This is a genomic window from Vibrio sp. 1F253 (assembly GCF_041439295.1).
In the GTDB taxonomy this organism is placed as follows: Bacteria; Pseudomonadota; Gammaproteobacteria; order Enterobacterales; family Vibrionaceae; genus Vibrio; species Vibrio tasmaniensis_A.
The window spans coordinates 1-20,450 of the sequence record NZ_JBGONU010000010.1 but is presented as its reverse complement, the minus strand read 5'-3'; the positions used below and the strand labels follow the sequence as shown (position 1 = coordinate 20,450).

Sequence of the window (20,450 nt, the reverse complement as noted above, 5' to 3'; positions counted from 1 at the left end):
ACCCTCAATCCTTTAGTTGATCGCTATTCTTTCAACAATGACGGCCTAACGACACAATCATGGCTGTCTTCAGCCAGCATCAGTAACTCTTCTACGCTCATCTTACCTAGTGAATCACTGCCAAGAAACGCCGCATAGCTTTCCACAGACGCCAATCGATCGATCACGAAGCTTGGCAAGGTCTGATTAAATTCAAAGCGATCAAACTCACCACCAGCACACGTTTCAAAAGAACGACCATTCCAGTAACCCTGAACCAGTCTTAGCCCTTCGTCATGCTGCTTCATCGTAGTTTCTAAAACCGACTTGGCTTCTTTCTGGTAGCTTTCGAGTTGCTTAACTTGGATAGGTAAAATTTTGCTATCAATACGATACTGCTGATATACAGCTTCGCCTGACTTATTAAAACGCACATGGACACTATACGGAACCAGCTCATTAGAAGAATTACGTTGCTCACCTTCACGAATAAATTCACGAAGTATACCTTCCGACCAAGCATAGTCCGTTTGGTACCAGCCGTAATCGCCTACAGTGACGTAGTCAGCTGAAGTATGAGGTTGTGTTAGCTTGTTTGTAACCCAGTAGAAACTTGTCGCGTCGCCCATGACTTGGCCGCCGGTGTGAGTTTCAAATTGCTCTAGGTTTTTGCGAGGGCTGGTTGATGAACAGCCAATGAGAAATGTAGATAATAGTGAAACGAGAAGAAATGCTTTTTTCATAAAAACCTGTACCGAGGTGGAATACGACTACCTCGGTACAGTTTAGATTATTTCACTGAATCTTTCAGCGCTTTACCTGCAACAAATGCTGGAACATTTGCAGCAGCGATTTGGATCTCGTCACCAGTTTTTGGGTTACGACCAGTGCGAGCTGCACGGTGGTTTACTTTAAAAGTACCAAAACCAATTAGCTGAACTTGATCGCCATCTTTAAGAGCATCTGTAACACCGCCAAGAGTCGCTTCTAGAGCAGCTTTAGCTTGTGCTTTAGAAAGGTCCGCTTTTTCAGCAATAAAGTCGATTAATTGAGTCTTGTTCATTTTAGGTTTCCCTTCTTTGTATTTTTGAATTCGATTCACTCTAAAACATAAATGCCCCATCTGGCAAAGGTTTGTCGTCGATCTTTAGCTCTAATGCCGTAGTTTTAGCCATAATATGAGTAATAACTCACAATTTGTTACTGATTTTACTGAGCAAGCCCTTGTTTAAAAGGGGTTGAGAGCAAAATTAATGATGACCTAGCCACTACTTATTCTCTATAATCCACGCTGAATCGCTGCTAAAGCGTACAATTTAATTTAAGGGCAAACATGCTGCTGCTAACTATTTACGTCTCCATTGCTATTGGAGTTTCTTTCATTTGTTCTGTTTTGGAAGCTGTACTTTTGAGTATTAGTCCGAGCTACATTGCTCAACTAAAACAAAATGGGCACCCTGCAGCAGAGTCATTAGACAAACTGAAAACCGACATTGACCGCCCGCTTGCGTCAATTTTAACGCTCAACACCATCGCGCACACCATAGGTGCAGCGACAGCGGGTGCACAAGCAGCAGTCGTTTTTGGTAGCCAATGGTTAGGCGTATTCTCTGCCGTATTAACTCTGGGTATTTTAGTTCTGTCTGAGATTGTTCCAAAAACCATTGGCGCAACCTACTGGCGTCAACTTGCTCCAGCATCATCAAATGTGCTTCGCTGGATGGTCTTTTTCCTAACACCATTTGTGTGGTTCTCAGAGCAAATCACCAAACGTTTAGCTCGCGGCCACCAGGCACCAAAAATGCGTGATGAGCTATCTGCAATGGCTATTTTGGCAAAAGAGAGCGGTGAATTTGCTGAAGGTGAATCAAAAATCCTGAGCAATCTGTTAGGTATTCAAGATGTGCCCGTGACTCAAGTCATGACACCACGCCCTGTTGTATTCCGCGTTGATGCAGAAATGAGTGTTAATACGTTCCTAGAACAACACAAAGACACGCCATTCTCACGCCCACTGGTTTACAGCGAGCAAACTGACAATATCATCGGTTTTGTCCACCGCTTAGAGCTGTTTAGATTGCAGCAAGCGGGTTGCGGTGAGAAGGCTCTGGGTGAAGTGATGCGCCCTATCCACGTCTTGCTAAACAACATGGGCTTAGCTAAGGCCTTTGACCAAATGATGGCAAACCGCCTGCAACTGTCTTTAGTTGTGGACGAGTACGGCACAATTCAGGGCATCATCACCCTAGAAGATATCTTTGAACACCTAGTGGGTGAAGAGATTGTCGACGAAGCAGATAAAACCACAGACATGCAAGAACTGGCGTTCCAACGCTGGGAAACGTGGAAAGAGACACACGGTGTTATCGAAAACCGCGATGAAGAGGACGAGCTAGAAGAAAAAACTCTAGCAGACAACGACACCTCAGACTCAAAGTCAGCGGATGAAAGCAAGGTTCAAAAAGAAGACAAGAAAGACGCTTAATCTAAATTTGATAGCGTCAGATACAACAAAGGCTCCCTAGGGAGCCTTTGTTTTTTATTCTATTCGCTACAACTCAACATCCGTTATAACGCAACACCAATGTTGCTCACTGGGTCTTCACGCAGTTCGTGGCGTAGGTCTTTGATCAGCTCTAAGTCACGCTCAGTCGTTTCACGTAGAGGTCGGAAAATGGCCCACTGAACGTCCCACTCTTCACATACCGCTTCGTTTTCTTTCTGGTTTTCGTTCGTCACTTCTTCAGCGCCTTGAGCAAACTCAAGCTCAGCAACCGTCTTCACCGATTGTTGACTCACTTTAATTACCGCTTCCAACATATGCTCACGATCAAGTAGACCATGGATTAATGTTGCTAAGCCTTGGCATGCATCCATTGCAGGGTAAACACCATAGAAATCAAAATCATCTGCGCTAGGGAATAGCTCTTCTACTTTCTCAAGTTGACGCTCAAAGTTCACCTTTGCCGTTTTAACGGTTAGGATTTCCCAAATGCTATCCAAAACATCACGGTAGATTCGAGCTTCCGCAAATTCTGTATTCTCACAAAACATGGCATAGTTAGGATACATACGCTCACATAGACACGCCATAAAAGTAATTTGTTGCCAAGGTTCTAACTTTTCAAGACGAACCTGCAGTGGATTCTGAAGCATAGTCACTCAATAATTGCAGAAAAAGACAGCGAAAGTGTACTTGATAAACCCTGGGGGGAAAAGGTAAGCCGATGAACAATTTTACGAATAAGCTCTATATTCTTACCGAGCATGACGATACCTATACGCAACTGATTCTAAACCAAGGGTTACCTGACCTCGAAATCACTCAAAACCCCGAATTAGCTGAGATCGTACTGGCTGCTCCTCCTTTAATAGTGGAGCGACTTAATGAGTTTAAAAAGCTAGACTGGGTGCAAAGTACCTATGCTGGAATCAATAAACTCACTCAGCCGGATCTTCGCCAAGATTATACGCTGACCAACGTCAAAGGCATCTTCGGCCCTGCGATTGCTGAATACGTGTTGGGTTACACGATCAGCCACTGTAGACACTTTCCTCACTACCACCAGCAACAAGTACAACGAAACTGGCAGCCGCAGCTTTATACCAGCCTAACTGACAAAACCATGGTGATTTTAGGAACGGGGTCAATTGGCAGTCATTTAGCTAAAACCGCTGCTGCTTTTGGTATTCACACCATAGGTGTCAACCGGACAGGTATCCCATCAAAGCAAGAAACCTTCAAAGACACTTTCCACATTAATGAACTAGAAGCCGCCCTCAAGCAAGCGGATATTGTAGTGAACACCCTGCCATCAACGGATGAGACCTACCAACTACTGAATCAAACCACCTTAAGCTACTGCTCTAACGTATTGCTGTTTAATGTGGGGCGCGGGGAAAGCGTAGACAATAAAGCGTTACTGCTTGCGATTAAGAATAAATGGGTTGAACACGCTTTCTTAGATGTCTTTGAATGCGAACCTCTCACACAAGAACACCCGTTTTGGACGTTGCCGCAAGTGACCATCACACCACACATTGCGGCTCTAAGTGAGCCAAGACAGGTCGTGGAGATCTTCGCCAATAATTACCAACAATGGCGAGATGGTTTTACACTGAATAACACCATTGATTTTGATAAAGGCTACTGATGTTCTCGTCACTGCTCACCGAGATACGACAATGCACCGCTTGTGAACCTCATTTATCACACGGTGCAAACCCAGTGATTCAGGCACACCCAAACGCGCGCTTGTTAATCATAGGCCAAGCACCCGGTATCAAGGTTCATCAATCATCTATCCCTTGGAACGACGCCAGTGGCGAGCGATTGAGAGAATGGCTAGAGATGGATAGCGATACGTTTTATGACGAACAAAAAGTCGCGATTGTCCCGATGGGCTTTTGCTATCCAGGAAAGGGAAAAAGTGGCGATCTACCGCCTCGAAAGGAGTGCGCTGCGCTATGGCACCAAAAAGTACTGCAATCACTGCCCAACATCCAAATGACCTTGCTGGTTGGTCAGTATGCGCAAAACTATTATCTAAAAGATAAAGCCACCAGCACACTCACTGAAACGGTACGTAACTGGCAGGCTTGGGCTCCAGAATTTTTGCCACTTCCCCACCCTTCACCACGTAATAATATCTGGCTCAAGAAAAACCCATGGTTCGAAAGTGAAGTCATTCCCTATATCAGGAAGCACGTATCAGAGCATTTGGCCTGCCATGATCCAAATGCCTAATTAGCTGCACATCAACGATGATTTAGCCGATATTGAGTGCGGATAGAAAGATAATAAAAAAGCGCTGCCGATTTCTCGACAGCGCTTTTTCTAAAAACACATACTGAATTACTTATGGTATGGCTTAGATAGGTCGTGAACTGCGTCCACAAATACACCAGCATTTTCTGGTGGCACATCTAGGTGAATACCATGGCCAAGGTTAAATACGTGGCCAGTACCGCCGTCACCAAAACCTTCAAGGATAGTGCCGACTTCTTCACGAATACGCTCAGGTTGTGCGTAAAGTACTGATGGGTCCATGTTGCCTTGTAGAGCCACTTTATCGCCAATACGTGCTTTTGCATCAGCAATATTGATTGTCCAGTCTAGCCCAACTGCATCACAGCCAGTCGCTGCGATAGATTCTAGCCACATGCCACCGTTCTTAGTGAACAGAGTAACCGGTACACGGCGACCTTCGTTTTCACGAATTAGGCCATCGACAATTTTGTGCATGTACTGCAGTGAGAACAGGTTGTAGTCACGCGGAGTAAGTACACCACCCCATGTGTCGAATACCATTACCGATTGTGCACCTGCTTTAATTTGCGCGTTCAGGTATTCAATAACAGTGTCAGCCAGCTTATCTAGAAGTAAGTGCAACGTTTGTGGCTCTGCATACATCATCTTCTTGATCTTAGTGAACGCCTTCGAGCTGCTGCCTTCAACCATGTAAGTTGCCAATGTCCAAGGGCTACCAGAGAAACCAATCAGTGGCACTTCGCCTTTCAGGTCTTTACGGATCTGACGAACGGCATTCATTACGTATTGAAGTTCACCTTCAGGATCAGGTAGGCCAATTTTTTCTACGTCAGCTTTACATGTGATAGGGCGTTCAAACTTAGGGCCTTCACCTGTTTCGAAGTACAAACCTAACCCCATCGCATCTGGGATAGTTAGGATGTCAGAGAACAAGATTGCCGCATCAAGCGGGAAACGACGTAAAGGTTGAAGTGTTACTTCTGATGCTAGTTCAGCGTTTTTGCACAAAGACATGAAATCGCCCGCTTCAGCGCGCGTTGCTTTGTACTCTGGAAGATAGCGGCCAGCTTGGCGCATCATCCATACCGGTGTGTAATCAACAGGCTGTTTTAAAAGTGCGCGTAAATAGCGATCGTTTTTTAATTCGGTCATTCCGTTAAATTCCAATTCAATCTTGTCTAGTTTTGATGGCAAGTATTCTAACACTGATTGAAGGGTAAAAGCTGTGTGCTTTGCAACCTAGATCAAGTTATTAACTTTTAAATCCATGCTTAATTTGCACCCAATTACAGGAGCATGTTAAAAATTTGTTCGCTAGCGAAAATTACAATTATAACAACTGAGTAGTCACTACTCAGCATCTCATAACGACATCTTACTTACCCCCTCCACTTGTGGAGGGTTTTTTTTAGTGTTTGACCACCCATAGGCCAAATACTATCACAGGTAATTTAATGTTCTAGTTCTTGCTCCGCGACGCCGGCTTTCCTTATGTCATCGACTGTATTCTCAATCAATTGTCTCGCAATCGTTCCGACTGGAGCAACATCAGGTAGGCTTGTTACGTCAAACCATTGGGCATCCGACAGTTCACTGTAATCGGGTTTAAGCGTACCACCAGCATAATCTGCAAGAAAGCCCATCATCATACTCGATGGAAACGCCCATGGCTGGCTACCAAAGTAACGAATGTTACTCACATCGATCCCCGTTTCTTCTTTGACTTCTCGCGCCACACACTGCTCTAGGGTTTCTCCAACCTCTAGGAAGCCCGCTATTACGGTGTACATACCCGTTTTATGCCTTGGGTGCTGCGCAAGTAATATCTTGTTGTCGTTTCGTACAGCGACAATGATGCACGGGAAGATACGAGGGTAATGAAGCGTTCGGCAGTCTCCACATTGCATCGCCACCTGATTATGATTCAAATGATTACGACCGCCGCACTGAGGACAAAAACGCATACTTTGTGTCATGTGCCCATACTGGATAGCTTTGCTTGCGATCAGAAAACTTGATTCAGGCCAGTGAAGCAAATCTCTTAGGCTGACCATGCTCAGATCAATCTCCACATCGCAATCGTTGAGCCAATACACCTTACGACCTTGATGCTGACCAATGCAGATTGCATGCTCGACATCCAGCCCTAGCTCTTCAGCTGAGCCATAAGGAAACTGATCATTATTAACCCAAATATCACTACCTGAAACGACGCACCAATAAGCTTGCTCTGTCATTTTGTTATCACTTTTTTTTAACATCCCTATGCCTCATTGCTTGCAGTTCGTTCATTTTACTGGCAATCTGATTTCATACTAGAGTTGTAGCCGAGAATAATTCAAACTATTACTTTTAGTAGATACCAATAAATGGACCCTGCTTAGGCAATTACTTGATCACAAGGTTGTGATCAGATCATGAGGACATGGTCATGCTAAATAAATTCAAACAAATACAAGAACAATGGGGTGGCTCTAATGAGGTCATCGATCATTGGCTCGAAACTCGACAGTCTCTAATCGTTGAGTATTGTAAGCTAGGTGCCTTGCAGCCAGCTAGCAATGGGCAATCAAACGTTGTTGAACTCCCTTCTCCTAAAGAAATAAGCTCATTCTGCGATCATGTTGTCGATTATATCTCAGAGGGTCATTTTAAGATCTACGATATGGTCATGAAAAAATGGCAAGCAACAGGCTTTAAAACCAATGACGAGATTGATACAACTTACGCGAAGATCGTACTTACAACCGAGCCGCTTCTAGAGTTCAATGATAAGTACGTTAAAGTAAGTGCAGACGATGAGTTGCCTAACTTCGAAGGAGATATGTCAAAAGTAGGTGAACTACTCGAAGTACGTTTTGAAGTAGAAGATAATCTTATCCAGCTTATTGCAGACAGTTTAGCGATTCCACCAGGCGCTTAGTTAGCTGAATCCTTAATAAGCTTGCCTCTGTGCAAGCTTTTTGTTTTGTCTGTAAGGTTATCCAAACTACCCAGAACCTTTCAGACAGAGCTTACTCGCTCGCCCTGACCTTTAGCCATAAGCATATGGTTACAGCCCTAATCAGCCTAATCATCTCTACCCTTTATCTTACTGGCCTCAAAGAGCACTCTTCAGGACATAAATCCAACCCCACCAGCTAGATAATCACACCTATCACTTTATAAGTCATAGCTAAATACCAATACGCCAGATACAAAAAAGGCACCCGAAGGTGCCTTTTTCTTATCTCTTAGAGACTACTCGTAGAGCTTACTCTTCTGAAGAGAAACCAGCGTTTAGAAGTGCTGCTAGATTGTCAGTAGCTTGTTCAGCTGAAGGACCTTCTTGCTCTTCTTCACGTTGCTTTTGACGCTCTTGGTGGTATGCGAAACCAGTACCAGCTGGGATCAGACGACCAACAATTACGTTCTCTTTCAGACCGCGAAGGTCATCACGCTTACCAGAAACCGCAGCTTCTGTTAGTACGCGAGTCGTTTCTTGGAACGATGCAGCTGAGATGAATGACTCAGTTGCAAGAGATGCTTTAGTAATACCTAGTAGGTCACGCTCGAAACGCACTAGTTCTTTACCTTCAGCTTCTAGCTTACGGTTAGCAATCTTAACATTGTGGTACTCAACTTGTTCGCCAGGTAGGAACGGAGAGTCACCAGAATGAGTGATTGTACACTTACGTAGCATTTGACGAACGATAGTCTCGATGTGCTTATCGTTAATCTTTACGCCTTGTAAGCGGTAAACTTCTTGAACTTCGTTCGCGATGTACTGAGTCACTGCGTGGATACCACGTAGACGCAGGATATCGTGTGGAGTTTCAGGACCGTCGGCGATTACATCACCACGTTCAATCTTCTCACCTTCGAACACGTTCAATTGACGGTGCTTAGGAATCATCTCTTCGTAAGCGTCACCGCCTTCACGAGTGATTACTAGACGACGCTTACCTTTCGTTTCTTTACCGAAAGACACAGTACCTGTGTGCTCAGCAAGGATCGCAGGCTCTTTAGGCTTACGAGCTTCGAATAGGTCAGCTACGCGTGGTAGACCACCGGTGATATCTTTGTTTCCGCTCGATTTTTGAGGGATACGAGATAGTGTGTCACCAATGCCAACTTCAGCGCCATCTTCGATGTTTACAATCGCTTTGCCAGGTAGGAAGTAGTGAGCTGGCATATCAGTACCAGGAATCATTACGTCGTTACCTTGCTCATCAACAAGTTTGATAGCTGGACGCATATCTTTACCTGCTGCTGGGCGAGCTGCTGCGTCTGTTACTTCACTTGAAGAAAGACCAGTTAGATCGTCAGTTTGACGAGAAACTGTAATACCATCGATCATATCTACGAATTGGATACGACCTGCCACTTCAGTGATGATTGGCATGGTATGCGCTTCCCAGTTAGCTACAACTTCACCAGCAGTAACTGCTGCGTTGTCGCCTTTGGTTAGCATAGAACCGTAAGGAAGTTTGTGCTTCTCTTTAGTACGGCCGAATTCATCAATAATCGTCATCTCAGATGCACGAGAAGTGATAACCAGTTTCTTATCTTTGTTAACTACGAACTTAGCATTGTGAAGTTTCACAGTACCAGTTGTCTTAGCTTGGATGCTGTTCTCTGCTGCTGCAGTAGATGCCGCACCACCGATGTGGAACGTACGCATTGTAAGCTGTGTACCCGGTTCACCGATAGATTGTGCAGCGATAACACCAACTGCTTCACCTTGGTTCACTAGGTGACCACGTGCTAGGTCACGACCGTAACACTGTGCACAACAACCGAAGTCTGCATCACAGGTAACAACAGAGCGCACTTTCATGCTATCTACTGAGTTGTCTTCCATGATTTGACACCACTTCTCATCAATCAGAGTATTACGTGGAATCAGTACATCTTCAGTACCAGGCTTAAGAACGTCTTCAGCTACTACACGACCTAGAGCAAGCTCAGAAAGTGCAACTTTAACGTCACCACCTTCGATGTGAGGCATCATGTCGATACCTTCGTGCGTGCCACAGTCATGTTCGTGTACTACAACGTCTTGAGCAACGTCTACTAGACGACGAGTTAGGTAACCCGAGTTTGCTGTTTTCAGTGCTGTATCCGCAAGACCCTTACGAGCACCGTGCGTTGAGATAAAGTACTGAAGGACGTTTAGACCTTCTTTAAAGTTCGCTGTGATCGGCGTTTCGATGATTGAACCATCTGGACGCGCCATCAGACCACGCATACCTGCTAGCTGACGAATCTGAGCTGCAGAACCACGTGCGCCCGAGTCGGCCATCATGTAGATGCTGTTGAACGATTCTTGCTGTTCTTCTTCGCCGTCACGGTTGATAACTGTTTCAGAAGATAGGTTATCCATCATTGCTTTCGCAACGCGGTCATTCGTAGATGCCCAGATATCGATAACTTTGTTATAACGCTCACCCGCAGTAACAAGACCTGATTGGAATTGCTCTTGGATTTCACGAACTTCTTCTTCAGCAGATTCAATTTCATCGTATTTCGCTTGAGGAACAACCATATCGTTGATACCTACAGAAACACCAGAAAGTGCCGCGTATGCGAAACCTGCGTACATGATTTGGTCAGCAAATACTACTGTATCTTTTAGACCAAGCTTACGGTAACACTCGTTAAGAAGAGTAGAGATCTGCTTCTTACCTAACTTTTGGTTAACGATGCTGTACGGTAGGCCAGCAGGAACGATCTGCCATAGCATTGCACGACCTACAGTCGTATCAACTAGACCAGTATTCGTTGTGCTATTGCCGTCTTCATCTACTACAGTTTCAGTGATACGTACTTTAACGCGAGCGTGTAGCTCAGCAGTCTTAGTACGGTATGCCTTTTCAGCCTCAGCAGGGCCAGCAAGGTACATACCTTCACCTTTCACGTTGATCTTGTCACGTGTCATGTAGTAAAGACCCAATACAACGTCCTGAGAAGGTACGATGATTGGATCACCTGATGCTGGCGACAGAATGTTATTCGTCGACATCATTAGGGTACGAGCTTCAAGCTGTGCTTCTAGAGTTAGAGGCACGTGTACAGCCATTTGGTCACCATCGAAGTCGGCGTTGTATGCCGCACACACTAGTGGGTGAAGCTGAATCGCTTTACCTTCGATTAGTACTGGTTCAAACGCTTGGATACCTAGACGGTGAAGTGTAGGTGCACGGTTAAGCAGCACTGGGTGTTCACGGATCACTTCGTCTAGGATATCCCAAACGATCGCTTCTTCGCGCTCTACCATTTTCTTAGCAGCTTTGATTGTCGTAGCCATGCCACGAGTTTCTAGCTTGCTGTAGATGAACGGCTTAAATAGCTCAAGTGCCATCTTCTTAGGAAGACCACACTGATGTAGACGAAGGTATGGACCAACTGTGATTACAGAACGGCCAGAGTAGTCTACACGTTTACCTAGAAGGTTCTGACGGAAACGACCTTGTTTACCCTTGATCATATCAGCAAGAGATTTCAGAGGACGCTTGTTAGAACCCGTGATCGCACGACCGCGACGACCGTTATCTAGAAGGGCATCAACAGACTCTTGCAGCATACGCTTTTCGTTACGTACGATGATGTCTGGAGCCGCTAGCTCTAGAAGACGCTTCAAACGGTTGTTACGGTTGATCACACGACGGTAAAGATCGTTCAGATCAGAGGTCGCAAAACGACCGCCATCTAGTGGTACTAGAGGACGTAGATCTGGCGGTAGCACTGGAAGTACAGTTAGGATCATCCACTCAGGCTTGTTGCCTGACGAAATGAACGCTTCAACTAGCTTCAAACGCTTAGTAACTTTCTTACGCTTAGTTTCAGAGTTAGTAGTTTCCAACTCTTCGCGCATTTCTTCCACTTCTTGATGAAGGTCCATTGTTGAAAGCAGATCTTTGATCGCTTCAGCACCCATCTTAGCAGTGAATTCGTCACCCCACTCTTCTAGACGATCCAGATACTCTTCTTCAGTAAGCATCTGAGATTTTTCTAGATCAGTCATACCCGGTTCAGTTACTACGTACATTTCGAAGTAAAGAACACGTTCGATATCACGCAGAGGGATATCCATTAGTAGACCGATACGAGACGGTAGTGATTTTAGGAACCAGATGTGAGCAACTGGTGAAGCAAGCTCGATGTGGCCCATACGGTCACGACGAACTTTAGTTTGTGTAACTTCAACGCCACACTTCTCACAGATAACACCACGGTGCTTCAGGCGCTTGTATTTGCCACAAAGACATTCGTAGTCTTTAACTGGACCAAAAATACGTGCACAGAACAGACCATCACGTTCAGGTTTGAACGTACGATAGTTAATTGTTTCTGGCTTTTTAACTTCACCAAAAGACCACGAACGGATCGTGTCTGGTGAAGATAGACCGATTTTGATTGCATCAAATTCTTCGGTCTTATGCTGTGCTTTTAGAAAGTTTAATAAGTCTTTCACGTTCAGCTCCTGTAAGGAGTTAAAGGAGCTCACCGACTAAAGTGAGCCCCCTTTACCAAGTAATCCAATCTTCTTTATAAAAAAGAGGGATTACTCTTCGTCTTCTAGCTCGATGTTGATACCTAGCGAGCGAATCTCTTTCAACAGTACGTTGAACGACTCTGGCATGCCAGGTTCCATGCTATGGTTACCATCTACGATGTTCTTGTACATCTTAGTACGGCCGTTAACGTCATCCGACTTAACAGTTAGCATTTCTTGTAGAGTATATGCAGCACCGTATGCTTCTAGTGCCCATACTTCCATCTCACCGAAACGCTGACCACCGAACTGAGCTTTACCACCAAGTGGTTGCTGAGTTACTAGGCTGTAAGAACCAGTTGAACGAGCATGCATCTTGTCATCAACCAAGTGGTTCAGTTTCAGCATGTACATGTAACCAACAGTTACAGGACGCTCAAACGAATCACCAGTACGACCATCAAACAGTTTAAGCTGACCAGATTCTGGCAGATCACCCAGTTTAAGTAGTTCTTTGATTAGAGACTCAGAAGCACCGTCGAACACAGGTGTAGCAATCGGTAGACCGCCACGTAGGTTCTTGATCAGTGTACGAACTTGATCATCAGACAGTTCAGCAATATCAACTTTCTGACGAGTATCGCCAAGATCGTAAACCTTCTGTAGGAACTCACGGAACTTATGCAGTTCTTGTTGTTCCTTAACCATTTGGTTGATCTTGTCACCGATACCTTTCGCAGCCAAACCTAAGTGAACTTCTAGGATCTGACCGATGTTCATACGCGATGGTACACCCAGCGGGTTAAGTACGATGTCTACAGGCTGACCTTTCTCATCGTATGGCATGTCTTCAACAGGGTTAATCTTAGAGATTACACCTTTGTTACCGTGACGACCGGCCATCTTATCACCAGGCTGGATACGACGTTTAACCGCTAGGTAAACTTTAACAATCTTAAGAACGCCAGGCGCTAGATCATCACCTTGAGTGATTTTACGACGCTTAGTTTCAAACTTCTTATCAAAGTCTGCTTTTAGCTCATCCCACTGCTCAGCAAGTTGCTCAAGCTGTGTTTGTAGCGCATCGTCTTCTAGAACTTGCTCTAGCCATTGCTTACGACCGATAGTATCAAGCTTAGCTTCAGAGTAACCACCAGACAGAAGTACAGCTTTAACACGGTTAAGAAGGCCACCCTCAAGAATTTGGAACTCTTCAGTTAGATCTTTCTTAGCTTCTTTAAGCTGCATCTGTTCGATTTCAAGTGCACGTTTGTCTTTCTCTACGCCATCGCGAGTGAAGACTTGTACATCGATGATAGTACCCGAAACAGAGTTTGGTACACGTAGAGAAGTATCTTTAACATCAGATGCTTTCTCACCGAAGATAGCACGTAGTAGCTTCTCTTCAGGAGTCAGTTGAGTTTCACCTTTAGGGGTTACTTTACCAACTAGGATGTCGCCACCCTTAACTTCAGCACCAATGTAAACGATACCTGACTCGTCTAGTTTAGACAGAGCAGACTCACCTACGTTTGGAATATCAGCTGTGATCTCTTCAGAACCCAGCTTAGTATCACGAGCCACACAAGATAGTTCTTGAATGTGGATTGTCGTGAAACGGTCTTCTTGAACTACGCGCTCAGATACTAAGATCGAGTCTTCGAAGTTGTAACCGTTCCAAGGCATGAATGCGATACGCATGTTTTGGCCAAGAGCTAGTTCACCAAGGTCTGTTGAAGGACCGTCAGCAAGAACATCGCCGCGTGCAACTGGTTCACCAGGAAGTACAGTTGGACGTTGGTTAATACATGTGTTTTGGTTCGAACGCGTGTACTTAGTCAGGTTGTAGATATCGATACCAGCTTCGCCAGGTACCAATTCATCTTCGTTAACCTTAACTACGATACGAGAAGCGTCAACAGACTGAACTTGACCACCACGTTTAGCAACCGCTGTAACACCAGAGTCAACTGCGATGTTACGTTCGATACCCGTACCTACTAGAGGCTTATCAGCTCTCAGTGTTGGTACAGCTTGACGTTGCATGTTGGCACCCATCAATGCACGGTTCGCATCATCGTGTTCTAGGAACGGGATAAGCGAAGCAGCGATAGATACTACTTGGTTTGTCGCAACGTCCATGTAGTCAACGTGATCGCGTGGGTGAAGACCAGATTCACCTTTTTGACGAGCTGTGATTAGCTCATCTGCAAACGTACCTTCTTCAGTAAGAATGGTGTTTGCTTGCGCGATTACGAATTGACCTTCCTGGATTGCAGACAGGTAATCAACTTCTTCTGTTACTACACCATCTACTACACGACGGTACGGAGTTTCTAGGAAACCGTAATCGTTACAACGTGCAAATGCAGATAGCGAGTTAATTAGACCGATGTTTGGACCTTCAGGCGTTTCGATCGGACATAGACGACCGTAGTGAGTTACGTGAACGTCACGTACTTCGAAGCCTGCGCGCTCACGAGTAAGACCACCAGGACCTAAAGCAGAGATACGACGCTTGTGCGTAACTTCTGACAATGGGTTGTTTTGGTCCATAAACTGTGAAAGCTGTGAAGAGCCAAAGAATTCTTTAACTGCAGCAGAGATCGGCTTAGCGTTGATAAGGTCTTGAGGCATGATTGCATCAAGGTCACCAAGGCTTAGACGTTCTTTAACGGCACGTTCTACACGAACTAGACCAACACGGAATTGGTTTTCTGCCATTTCACCTACAGAACGGATACGACGGTTGCCAAGGTGGTCGATATCGTCCACTTCACCAATGCCGTTACGGATACCAATCAGTTTCTTCATCACTTCGATGATGTCTGATTCATCCAGAGTACCGCGCTCTTCTTCTTCTTCACGCTCGATAGAGCTGTTGAATTTCATACGGCCTACAGTTGATAGGTCGTAACGATCTTCAGAGAAGAATAGGCTTTCGAACAGTGATTCTGCAGCTTCTTTCGTTGGTGGCTCGCCAGGACGCATCATGCGGTAGATTTCTACCAATGCAGAGATGCGATCTACTGTGCTATCCGCACGTAGAGTGTCTGACATGAATGGACCATGGTCTAGGTCATTCGTGAACAGCACTTCTAGAGTCTTGTGACCTGCTTGAGACAGGTTAGCAAGTGCTTCTAGGCTAATCTCTTGGTTTGCGCCAACGATGATCTCGCCAGTTGCTTCGTTGATGTAATCTTTCGCAGCAATCTTTTCAACGATGTACTCTACTGGTACTTCGATGTGCTCAACGCCATCTTTTTCAAGTTGACGGATATGGCGAGCAGTTACACGACGACCAGTCTCAACGTAAGTTTTGCCGTTTGCTTCGATGTCGAATGACGCAGTTTCACCACGTAGACGATCAGGAACCAACTCCATAAGTAGAGTTTGGTCTTTCACTTCGAAGTTCACTTTGTCGAAGAACAGATCTAGGATCTCTTCAGTCGATTTACCAAGTGCACGAAGGATAATCGATGCTGGTAGCTTACGACGACGGTCGATACGTACGAATAAGTTATCCTTAGGATCGAACTCAAAGTCTAACCATGAGCCACGGTAAGGAATTACACGTGCGTTATAAAGAACTTTACCTGATGAGTGGGTCTTACCCTTATCACTGTCGAAGAACACGCCTGGGCTTCGGTGCAGCTGGGATACGATAACCCTCTCGGTACCATTAATTACGAAAGTACCATTGTCTGTCATAAGCGGAATTTCGCCCATGTAGACTTCTTGTTCTTTAATGTCTTTTACAGTACCTGCTGGTGCATCTCGATCAAAGATAACTAGACGTAGTTTTACGCGTAGTGGCTTTGAGTAAGTAACACCGCGGATTTGACATTCTTTAACGTCAAAAACTGGCTCACCAAGACGGTAGCTAACGTATTGCAGCTCAGAATTGCCGTTGTAGCTCTGAATTGGAAATACAGAACGGAAAGCAGCTTCAAGACCGTATTGACCTTCAGGATCCTGTTCGATGAATTTGTCGAAAGAATCAAGCTGGATCGATAACAGGTATGGAATGTCCAAAACTTGTGGACGAGTACCAAAATCCTTACGGATGCGCTTTTTCTCGGTATAAGAGTAAACCATGGGGTTCCTCAGCTCGCTGATAAGTGACCCAAACCACCCAAAACACTCTTCAGAGGGGGCGGTGACAAACAGCTGTTTACTGTAGTGAACAATCATTTCGAAAAAATGACTGTTTTTTTGCTTGGATTATGACGGTTAAACAGCGGAAATTTCGTCATAGCCCTACAGCGCAAAAAGGCCGGTGGTTAATAAACCACCAGCCATTAGCCTTGCGGCTAAGAAATTAAGTAATAATTACTTAACTTCAACAGAAGCGCCAGCTTCTTCTAGCTGTGCTTTAAGAGCTTCAGCTTCAGCTTTGTCAACGCCTTCTTTAAGCGCTGCAGGAGCTGAGTCTACAAGACCTTTAGCTTCTTTAAGACCTAGGCCAGTTGCGCCACGTACAGCTTTGATAACTTGTACTTTGTTAGCGCCAGCAGCAGTTAGGATTACGTCGAATTCAGTTTGCTCAGCAGCAGCTTCAGCAGAAGCACCACCAGCTACAACTGCAGCAGCAGCAGTAACACCGAATTTCTCTTCCATAGCTTCGATAAGCTCAACAACTTGCATTACAGACATTTCTGCAACTGCGTCTAGGATTTGCTCGTTAGTAATAGACATAACAATTCTCTTTTAAGTCAACAATAAGTTTAAATAGCAACCAGTGAAAAGCAAGGCTTAAGCCGCAGCTTCTTCTTTTTGGTCGCGAACAGCAGCGATAGTACGAACCAGCTTGCCAGCAGAAGCTTCTTTCATGCACATCATTAGGCGTGCGATAGCTTCGTCGTAAGTTGGTAGTGTCGCTAGTACTTCAGCATCAGTAACTGCGCCTTCAAATGCAGCAGCTTTGATCTCGAAATCTTTATTCTCTTTAGCGAAGTCTTTGAAAAGACGCGCTGCAGCACCTGGGTGCTCATTAGAGAATGCGATCAGAGTTGGACCAGTGAAAGTGTCTGTTAGACACTCGTAGTCTGTACCCTGAATCGCACGGCGTGCTAGTGTGTTACGAACAACTCTCATGTAAACACCCGCTTCGCGAGCTTGTTTACGTAGAGAAGTCATTGCGCCAACAGTAACGCCACGAGAATCAGCTACAACTGCAGAAAGTGCACCACTGGCAGCTTCGTTGACTTCAGCAACAATTGCTTTTTTGTCTTGAAGATTTAAAGCCATTTGGATTAACCTCTGGTTGTGATTACAGCACTCATACAAAATGTAATGAGCGTTTACGATGTTATTTAAAAATGAATAAATTCACTTCAAACCACAACATCGCCTACGTAGGTTTTATTAAGCCATATCTCCGTAGAGTACGGCGCCTACGGTCTTGGGACGGATGACCTGAATTGCTTCAAAAACCACCCAACCACAAATATTAGGCGCAGAAGTATACACTAAATCTGCGCCGAAGCAAATTAGTTTGCTTGAGTGTCAAGACTAGCTTGATCAACAGTAACACCAGCACCCATTGTAGTAGAGATGCTTACTTTCTTCAGGAAAGTACCTTTCGCTGAAGAAGGCTTAGCTTTCTTAAGAGCAACTAGAAGTGCTTCTAGGTTCTCTTGAAGCTGGTTAGCTTCGAAAGATGCTTTGCCGATAGTAGTGTGGATGATACCGTTCTTGTCGTTACGGTAACGAACCTGACCAGCTTTAGCGTTCTTAACCGCTTCAGCAACGTTAGGAGTTACAGTACCAACTTTAGGGTTTGGCATAAGGCCGCGTGGACCTAGGATTGTACCTAGTTGACCAACAACACGCATTGCATCAGGAGAAGCAACAACAACGTCGAAGTTCATTTCGCCTTTTTTCACTTGCTCAGCAAGATCTTCCATACCAACGATATCTGCGCCAGCTGCTTTAGCTGCTTCTGCGTTTGCACCTTGAGTGAACACAGCAACGCGGATGTCACGGCCAGTACCGTGAGGTAGCACAGTTGCGCCACGTACGTTTTGGTCAGATTTACGAGCATCGATGCCTAGGTTAACAGCAACATCTACAGACTCAACGAATTTAGCAGTCGCTAGTTCTTTAAGAAGAGCAACAGCTTCGTTGATTTCGTATTCTTTAGTTACTTCAACTTTGTCGCGGATTACGCGCATACGCTTAGTAAGTTTTGCCATGATCTTATCCCTCTACCACTAGGCCCATTGAACGAGCAGTACCAGCAATAGAACGCTTCATTGCTTCGATGTCAGCACCAGTCATATCAGCAGCTTTAGTTTCTGCGATTTCCTGAACTTGAGCGTCAGTTACAGTACCAACTTTCTCAGTGTTTGGACGACCTGAACCAGACTTAACGCCAGCAGCTTTCTTAAGAAGAACAGCAGCAGGTGGAGTCTTAGTTACGAACGTGAAAGAACGGTCGTTGTAAACAGTAATTACTACTGGAGTAGGTAGACCTTTCTCAACAGATTCTGTTTTTGCGTTGAACGCTTTACAGAATTCCATGATGTTCACGCCGTGTTGACCTAGAGCAGGACCAACCGGTGGACTTGGGTTTGCCATACCAGCTGCAACTTGCAGTTTGATATAAGCTTCAACTTTCTTAGCCATGATATTTCCTAATTTTTGGGTACATGCGCTAGCCCTGAGGCAAGCTCCCCTTAATTTCAATTAACTCTTTCTTACTTCGATAGAAGTAAAAAGGCGCGAAATTATAATCATAATTCGCGCCTTTAACAACCCTAAAAAGGTGGTTTTTTATACTCTTTTATTTTGAACAACTTATGAAGTATTTATCCACAGCTTGTTCAAAAGTTAGAGTTTTAGTCCAGCTTTTCAACTTGACCAAATTCAAGCTCAACCGGTGTTGCACGACCAAAGATCGATACAGATACCTTAATGCGGCTTTTCTCGTAATCTACTTCTTCAACTGTACCGTTGAAATCAGCAAACGGACCATCGTTCACACGAACTACTTCACCCGCTTCGAACATTGTCTTAGGACGTGGAGACTCGCTCGCTTTCTCTAGACGGTTCAAGATAGCATCAGCTTCTTTGTCAGTGATTGGTGCAGGACGATCAGAGGTACCACCAATGAAGCCCATAACACGAGGAATGCTGCGTACTAAGTGCCATGATTCATCATTCATGATCATTTGCACTAATACGTAGCCAGGGAAGAACTTACGTTCGCTTTTACGGCGTTGACCTGCACGCATTTCCACTACTTCTTCAGTAGGTACTAAAACGTCACCAAAGAATTCTTCCATGTCGTGCATTTTAATATGTTCGCGTAACGATTGAGATACACGACCTTCATAGCCAGAAAAGGCTTGAACTACATACCAACGTTTTTTTGGAGCTTCACTCATGAATCAGAACCCTCTACACTCCAGTTGCTAGAGAAACTAAACGGACCATAATGCCGTCAATTCCCCAAAGCACTAGAGACATAACAATACATACAGCTAAAACGATCAATGTAGTTTGCATAGTTTCTTGGCGAGTAGGCCAAACAACTTTACGAATCTCCATACGAGATTCTTTTGCAAAATCGATCGCAGCTTTACCTTTAGTTGTTGTTGCTGCAACGCCTAGTGCGGCAGCAATCAGCACAACTACACCTGCAGCGCGAATTACAACAGACAATTCACCATACAGGTAATTACCCACAACAGCAGCAGCCAACAGTACAAAAGCGACTACCCACTTCATTGTATCTGCTGCACCTGAGCTATCAGGAGTTTCAGCGTTTGCTTTCATAAAACCAACCTGTGATAAGTCTTAAATATAGACGACAATAACCCCGCTGTTGCAGGGCACATTCCTTTGCGTTGCAAAACAACACATCTAACAGTCATTTTAGTTAAAAAGACCGTTTAATTCTTTGCTAAGAGTTAAAATTGATGTCAAAACACCCAACTCTTTTTACAGCGCAGAAAAAGGGCATCAAATGATGCCCTTTTTACTAGTGGTTCGTCAAATCTTATGCAAAGATTTTAGCTACAACACCAGCACCAACTGTACGGCCACCTTCGCGGATTGCGAAACGTAGACCTTCGTCCATTGCGATTGGAGCGATTAGCTCAACAGTCATTTGAACGTTGTCACCTGGCATTACCATTTCTACGCCTTCAGGTAGAGTGATATCGCCTGTTACGTCAGTTGTACGGAAGTAGAACTGTGGACGGTAACCCTTGAAGA

17 protein-coding genes and 1 pseudogene are annotated in these 20,450 nt (G+C 44.8%); 4 read left to right on the top strand and 14 right to left on the bottom strand.

Annotated elements, in window-relative coordinates:
• Window positions 1-23 precede the first annotated feature (23 nt).
• Together ACED28_RS07390 and hupA are read right to left on the bottom strand one after the other, a co-directional pair.
• Window positions 24-722 carry a DUF1481 domain-containing protein gene (locus ACED28_RS07390; RefSeq protein WP_009844684.1) on the bottom strand — a complete coding sequence of 233 codons (699 nt, stop codon included), beginning with the start codon at window positions 720-722 and terminating at the stop codon, window positions 24-26.
• A gap of 47 nt (window positions 723-769) precedes the next feature.
• Window positions 770-1,042 carry a nucleoid-associated protein HU-alpha gene (gene hupA, locus ACED28_RS07385; RefSeq protein WP_004729753.1) on the bottom strand — a complete coding sequence of 91 codons (273 nt, stop codon included), beginning with the start codon at window positions 1,040-1,042 and terminating at the stop codon, window positions 770-772.
• Window positions 1,043-1,312: 270 nt separating this feature from the next.
• Between hupA and ACED28_RS07380 the strand changes: the two genes are divergently transcribed.
• Window positions 1,313-2,464 carry a CNNM domain-containing protein gene (locus tag ACED28_RS07380; RefSeq protein WP_009844683.1) on the top strand — a complete coding sequence of 384 codons (1,152 nt, stop codon included), beginning with the start codon at window positions 1,313-1,315 and terminating at the stop codon, window positions 2,462-2,464.
• 83 nt (window positions 2,465-2,547) lie between these two features.
• Here the strand turns inward: ACED28_RS07380 and ACED28_RS07375 are convergent, their stop codons facing one another.
• A complete protein-coding gene (locus ACED28_RS07375) occupies window positions 2,548-3,135 on the bottom strand; it encodes a YjaG family protein (RefSeq protein ID WP_017055908.1) in 588 nt (195 codons plus the stop codon).
• Between the two features lie 71 nt (window positions 3,136-3,206).
• Here ACED28_RS07375 and ACED28_RS07370 point away from each other — a divergent pair, with 71 nt between their 5' ends.
• A complete protein-coding gene (locus ACED28_RS07370; RefSeq protein ID WP_017096515.1) occupies window positions 3,207-4,133 on the top strand; it encodes a D-2-hydroxyacid dehydrogenase in 927 nt (308 codons plus the stop codon).
• Window positions 4,133-4,726: a uracil-DNA glycosylase family protein gene (locus ACED28_RS07365; RefSeq protein WP_371709572.1), complete on the top strand. Its 594-nt coding sequence runs from the start codon at window positions 4,133-4,135 to the stop codon at window positions 4,724-4,726. Before ACED28_RS07370 ends, ACED28_RS07365 begins: the two co-directional genes overlap by 1 nt.
• Before the next feature lie 108 nt (window positions 4,727-4,834).
• Here ACED28_RS07365 and hemE read toward each other — a convergent pair whose 3' ends face one another.
• Window positions 4,835-5,902 carry a uroporphyrinogen decarboxylase gene (hemE, locus tag ACED28_RS07360; protein ID WP_004729761.1) on the bottom strand — a complete coding sequence of 356 codons (1,068 nt, stop codon included), beginning with the start codon at window positions 5,900-5,902 and terminating at the stop codon, window positions 4,835-4,837.
• A gap of 299 nt (window positions 5,903-6,201) precedes the next feature.
• Entirely contained in the window at window positions 6,202-7,011 is an 810-nt protein-coding gene (gene nudC / locus ACED28_RS07355) for an NAD(+) diphosphatase (RefSeq protein ID WP_371702836.1), read from the bottom strand.
• A gap of 164 nt (window positions 7,012-7,175) precedes the next feature.
• Between nudC and ACED28_RS07350 the strand changes: the two genes are divergently transcribed.
• Window positions 7,176-7,673, top strand: a complete 498-nt coding sequence (locus ACED28_RS07350; RefSeq protein ID WP_012604999.1) for an Rsd/AlgQ family anti-sigma factor — start codon at window positions 7,176-7,178, stop codon at window positions 7,671-7,673.
• A gap of 330 nt (window positions 7,674-8,003) precedes the next feature.
• Here the strand turns inward: ACED28_RS07350 and rpoC are convergent, their stop codons facing one another.
• From rpoC to tuf, 9 genes and pseudogenes are all read right to left on the bottom strand, one after another.
• Window positions 8,004-12,206, bottom strand: coding sequence for a DNA-directed RNA polymerase subunit beta' (gene rpoC, locus ACED28_RS07345; RefSeq protein ID WP_009844676.1), 4,203 nt, complete (start codon window positions 12,204-12,206; stop codon window positions 8,004-8,006).
• A gap of 90 nt (window positions 12,207-12,296) precedes the next feature.
• Window positions 12,297-16,325, bottom strand: coding sequence for a DNA-directed RNA polymerase subunit beta (gene rpoB / locus ACED28_RS07340; RefSeq protein ID WP_009844675.1), 4,029 nt, complete (start codon window positions 16,323-16,325; stop codon window positions 12,297-12,299).
• 234 nt (window positions 16,326-16,559) lie between these two features.
• Entirely contained in the window at window positions 16,560-16,925 is a 366-nt protein-coding gene (gene rplL, locus ACED28_RS07335; protein WP_009844674.1) for a 50S ribosomal protein L7/L12, read from the bottom strand.
• Between the two features lie 57 nt (window positions 16,926-16,982).
• Complete coding sequence (gene rplJ, locus ACED28_RS07330) at window positions 16,983-17,477, bottom strand: 50S ribosomal protein L10 (RefSeq protein ID WP_009844673.1); 495 nt, start codon at window positions 17,475-17,477, stop codon at window positions 16,983-16,985.
• Between the two features lie 242 nt (window positions 17,478-17,719).
• The gene (rplA, locus tag ACED28_RS07325; RefSeq protein ID WP_012605004.1) at window positions 17,720-18,424 is read right to left on the bottom strand and encodes a 50S ribosomal protein L1; all 705 of its coding nucleotides are present in this window, start codon (window positions 18,422-18,424) and stop codon (window positions 17,720-17,722) included.
• A 4-nt stretch (window positions 18,425-18,428) separates the two neighbouring features.
• Entirely contained in the window at window positions 18,429-18,857 is a 429-nt protein-coding gene (gene rplK, locus ACED28_RS07320) for a 50S ribosomal protein L11 (protein ID WP_010435555.1), read from the bottom strand.
• Between the two features lie 212 nt (window positions 18,858-19,069).
• Window positions 19,070-19,618, bottom strand: coding sequence for a transcription termination/antitermination protein NusG (gene nusG / locus ACED28_RS07315; RefSeq protein WP_012605006.1), 549 nt, complete (start codon window positions 19,616-19,618; stop codon window positions 19,070-19,072).
• Window positions 19,619-19,631: 13 nt separating this feature from the next.
• Window positions 19,632-20,009, bottom strand: coding sequence for a preprotein translocase subunit SecE (gene secE, locus ACED28_RS07310; RefSeq protein ID WP_017096511.1), 378 nt, complete (start codon window positions 20,007-20,009; stop codon window positions 19,632-19,634).
• 223 nt (window positions 20,010-20,232) lie between these two features.
• Window positions 20,233-20,450, bottom strand: a pseudogene (gene tuf, locus ACED28_RS07305) (elongation factor Tu); the annotation flags it as partial.

What these genes read in the sequence shown, in the direction of transcription:
- nudC (WP_371702836.1), bottom strand. Translation starts at nt 7,011, where the DNA reads ATGTTAAAAAAAAGTGATAACAAAATGACAGAGCAAGCTTATTGGTGC.
- ACED28_RS07380 (WP_009844683.1), top strand. Translation starts at nt 1,313, where the DNA reads ATGCTGCTGCTAACTATTTACGTCTCCATTGCTATTGGAGTTTCTTTC.
- nusG (WP_012605006.1), bottom strand. Translation starts at nt 19,618, where the DNA reads ATGAGTGAAGCTCCAAAAAAACGTTGGTATGTAGTTCAAGCCTTTTCT.
- rplL (WP_009844674.1), bottom strand. Translation starts at nt 16,925, where the DNA reads ATGTCTATTACTAACGAGCAAATCCTAGACGCAGTTGCAGAAATGTCT.
- hupA (WP_004729753.1), bottom strand. Translation starts at nt 1,042, where the DNA reads ATGAACAAGACTCAATTAATCGACTTTATTGCTGAAAAAGCGGACCTT.
- ACED28_RS07350 (WP_012604999.1), top strand. Translation starts at nt 7,176, where the DNA reads ATGGTCATGCTAAATAAATTCAAACAAATACAAGAACAATGGGGTGGC.
- rplA (WP_012605004.1), bottom strand. Translation starts at nt 18,424, where the DNA reads ATGGCAAAACTTACTAAGCGTATGCGCGTAATCCGCGACAAAGTTGAA.
- rpoB (WP_009844675.1), bottom strand. Translation starts at nt 16,325, where the DNA reads ATGGTTTACTCTTATACCGAGAAAAAGCGCATCCGTAAGGATTTTGGT.
- ACED28_RS07375 (WP_017055908.1), bottom strand. Translation starts at nt 3,135, where the DNA reads ATGCTTCAGAATCCACTGCAGGTTCGTCTTGAAAAGTTAGAACCTTGG.
- ACED28_RS07390 (WP_009844684.1), bottom strand. Translation starts at nt 722, where the DNA reads ATGAAAAAAGCATTTCTTCTCGTTTCACTATTATCTACATTTCTCATT.
- rplK (WP_010435555.1), bottom strand. Translation starts at nt 18,857, where the DNA reads ATGGCTAAGAAAGTTGAAGCTTATATCAAACTGCAAGTTGCAGCTGGT.
- rplJ (WP_009844673.1), bottom strand. Translation starts at nt 17,477, where the DNA reads ATGGCTTTAAATCTTCAAGACAAAAAAGCAATTGTTGCTGAAGTCAAC.
- secE (WP_017096511.1), bottom strand. Translation starts at nt 20,009, where the DNA reads ATGAAAGCAAACGCTGAAACTCCTGATAGCTCAGGTGCAGCAGATACA.
- hemE (WP_004729761.1), bottom strand. Translation starts at nt 5,902, where the DNA reads ATGACCGAATTAAAAAACGATCGCTATTTACGCGCACTTTTAAAACAG.
- ACED28_RS07365 (WP_371709572.1), top strand. Translation starts at nt 4,133, where the DNA reads ATGTTCTCGTCACTGCTCACCGAGATACGACAATGCACCGCTTGTGAA.
- ACED28_RS07370 (WP_017096515.1), top strand. Translation starts at nt 3,207, where the DNA reads ATGAACAATTTTACGAATAAGCTCTATATTCTTACCGAGCATGACGAT.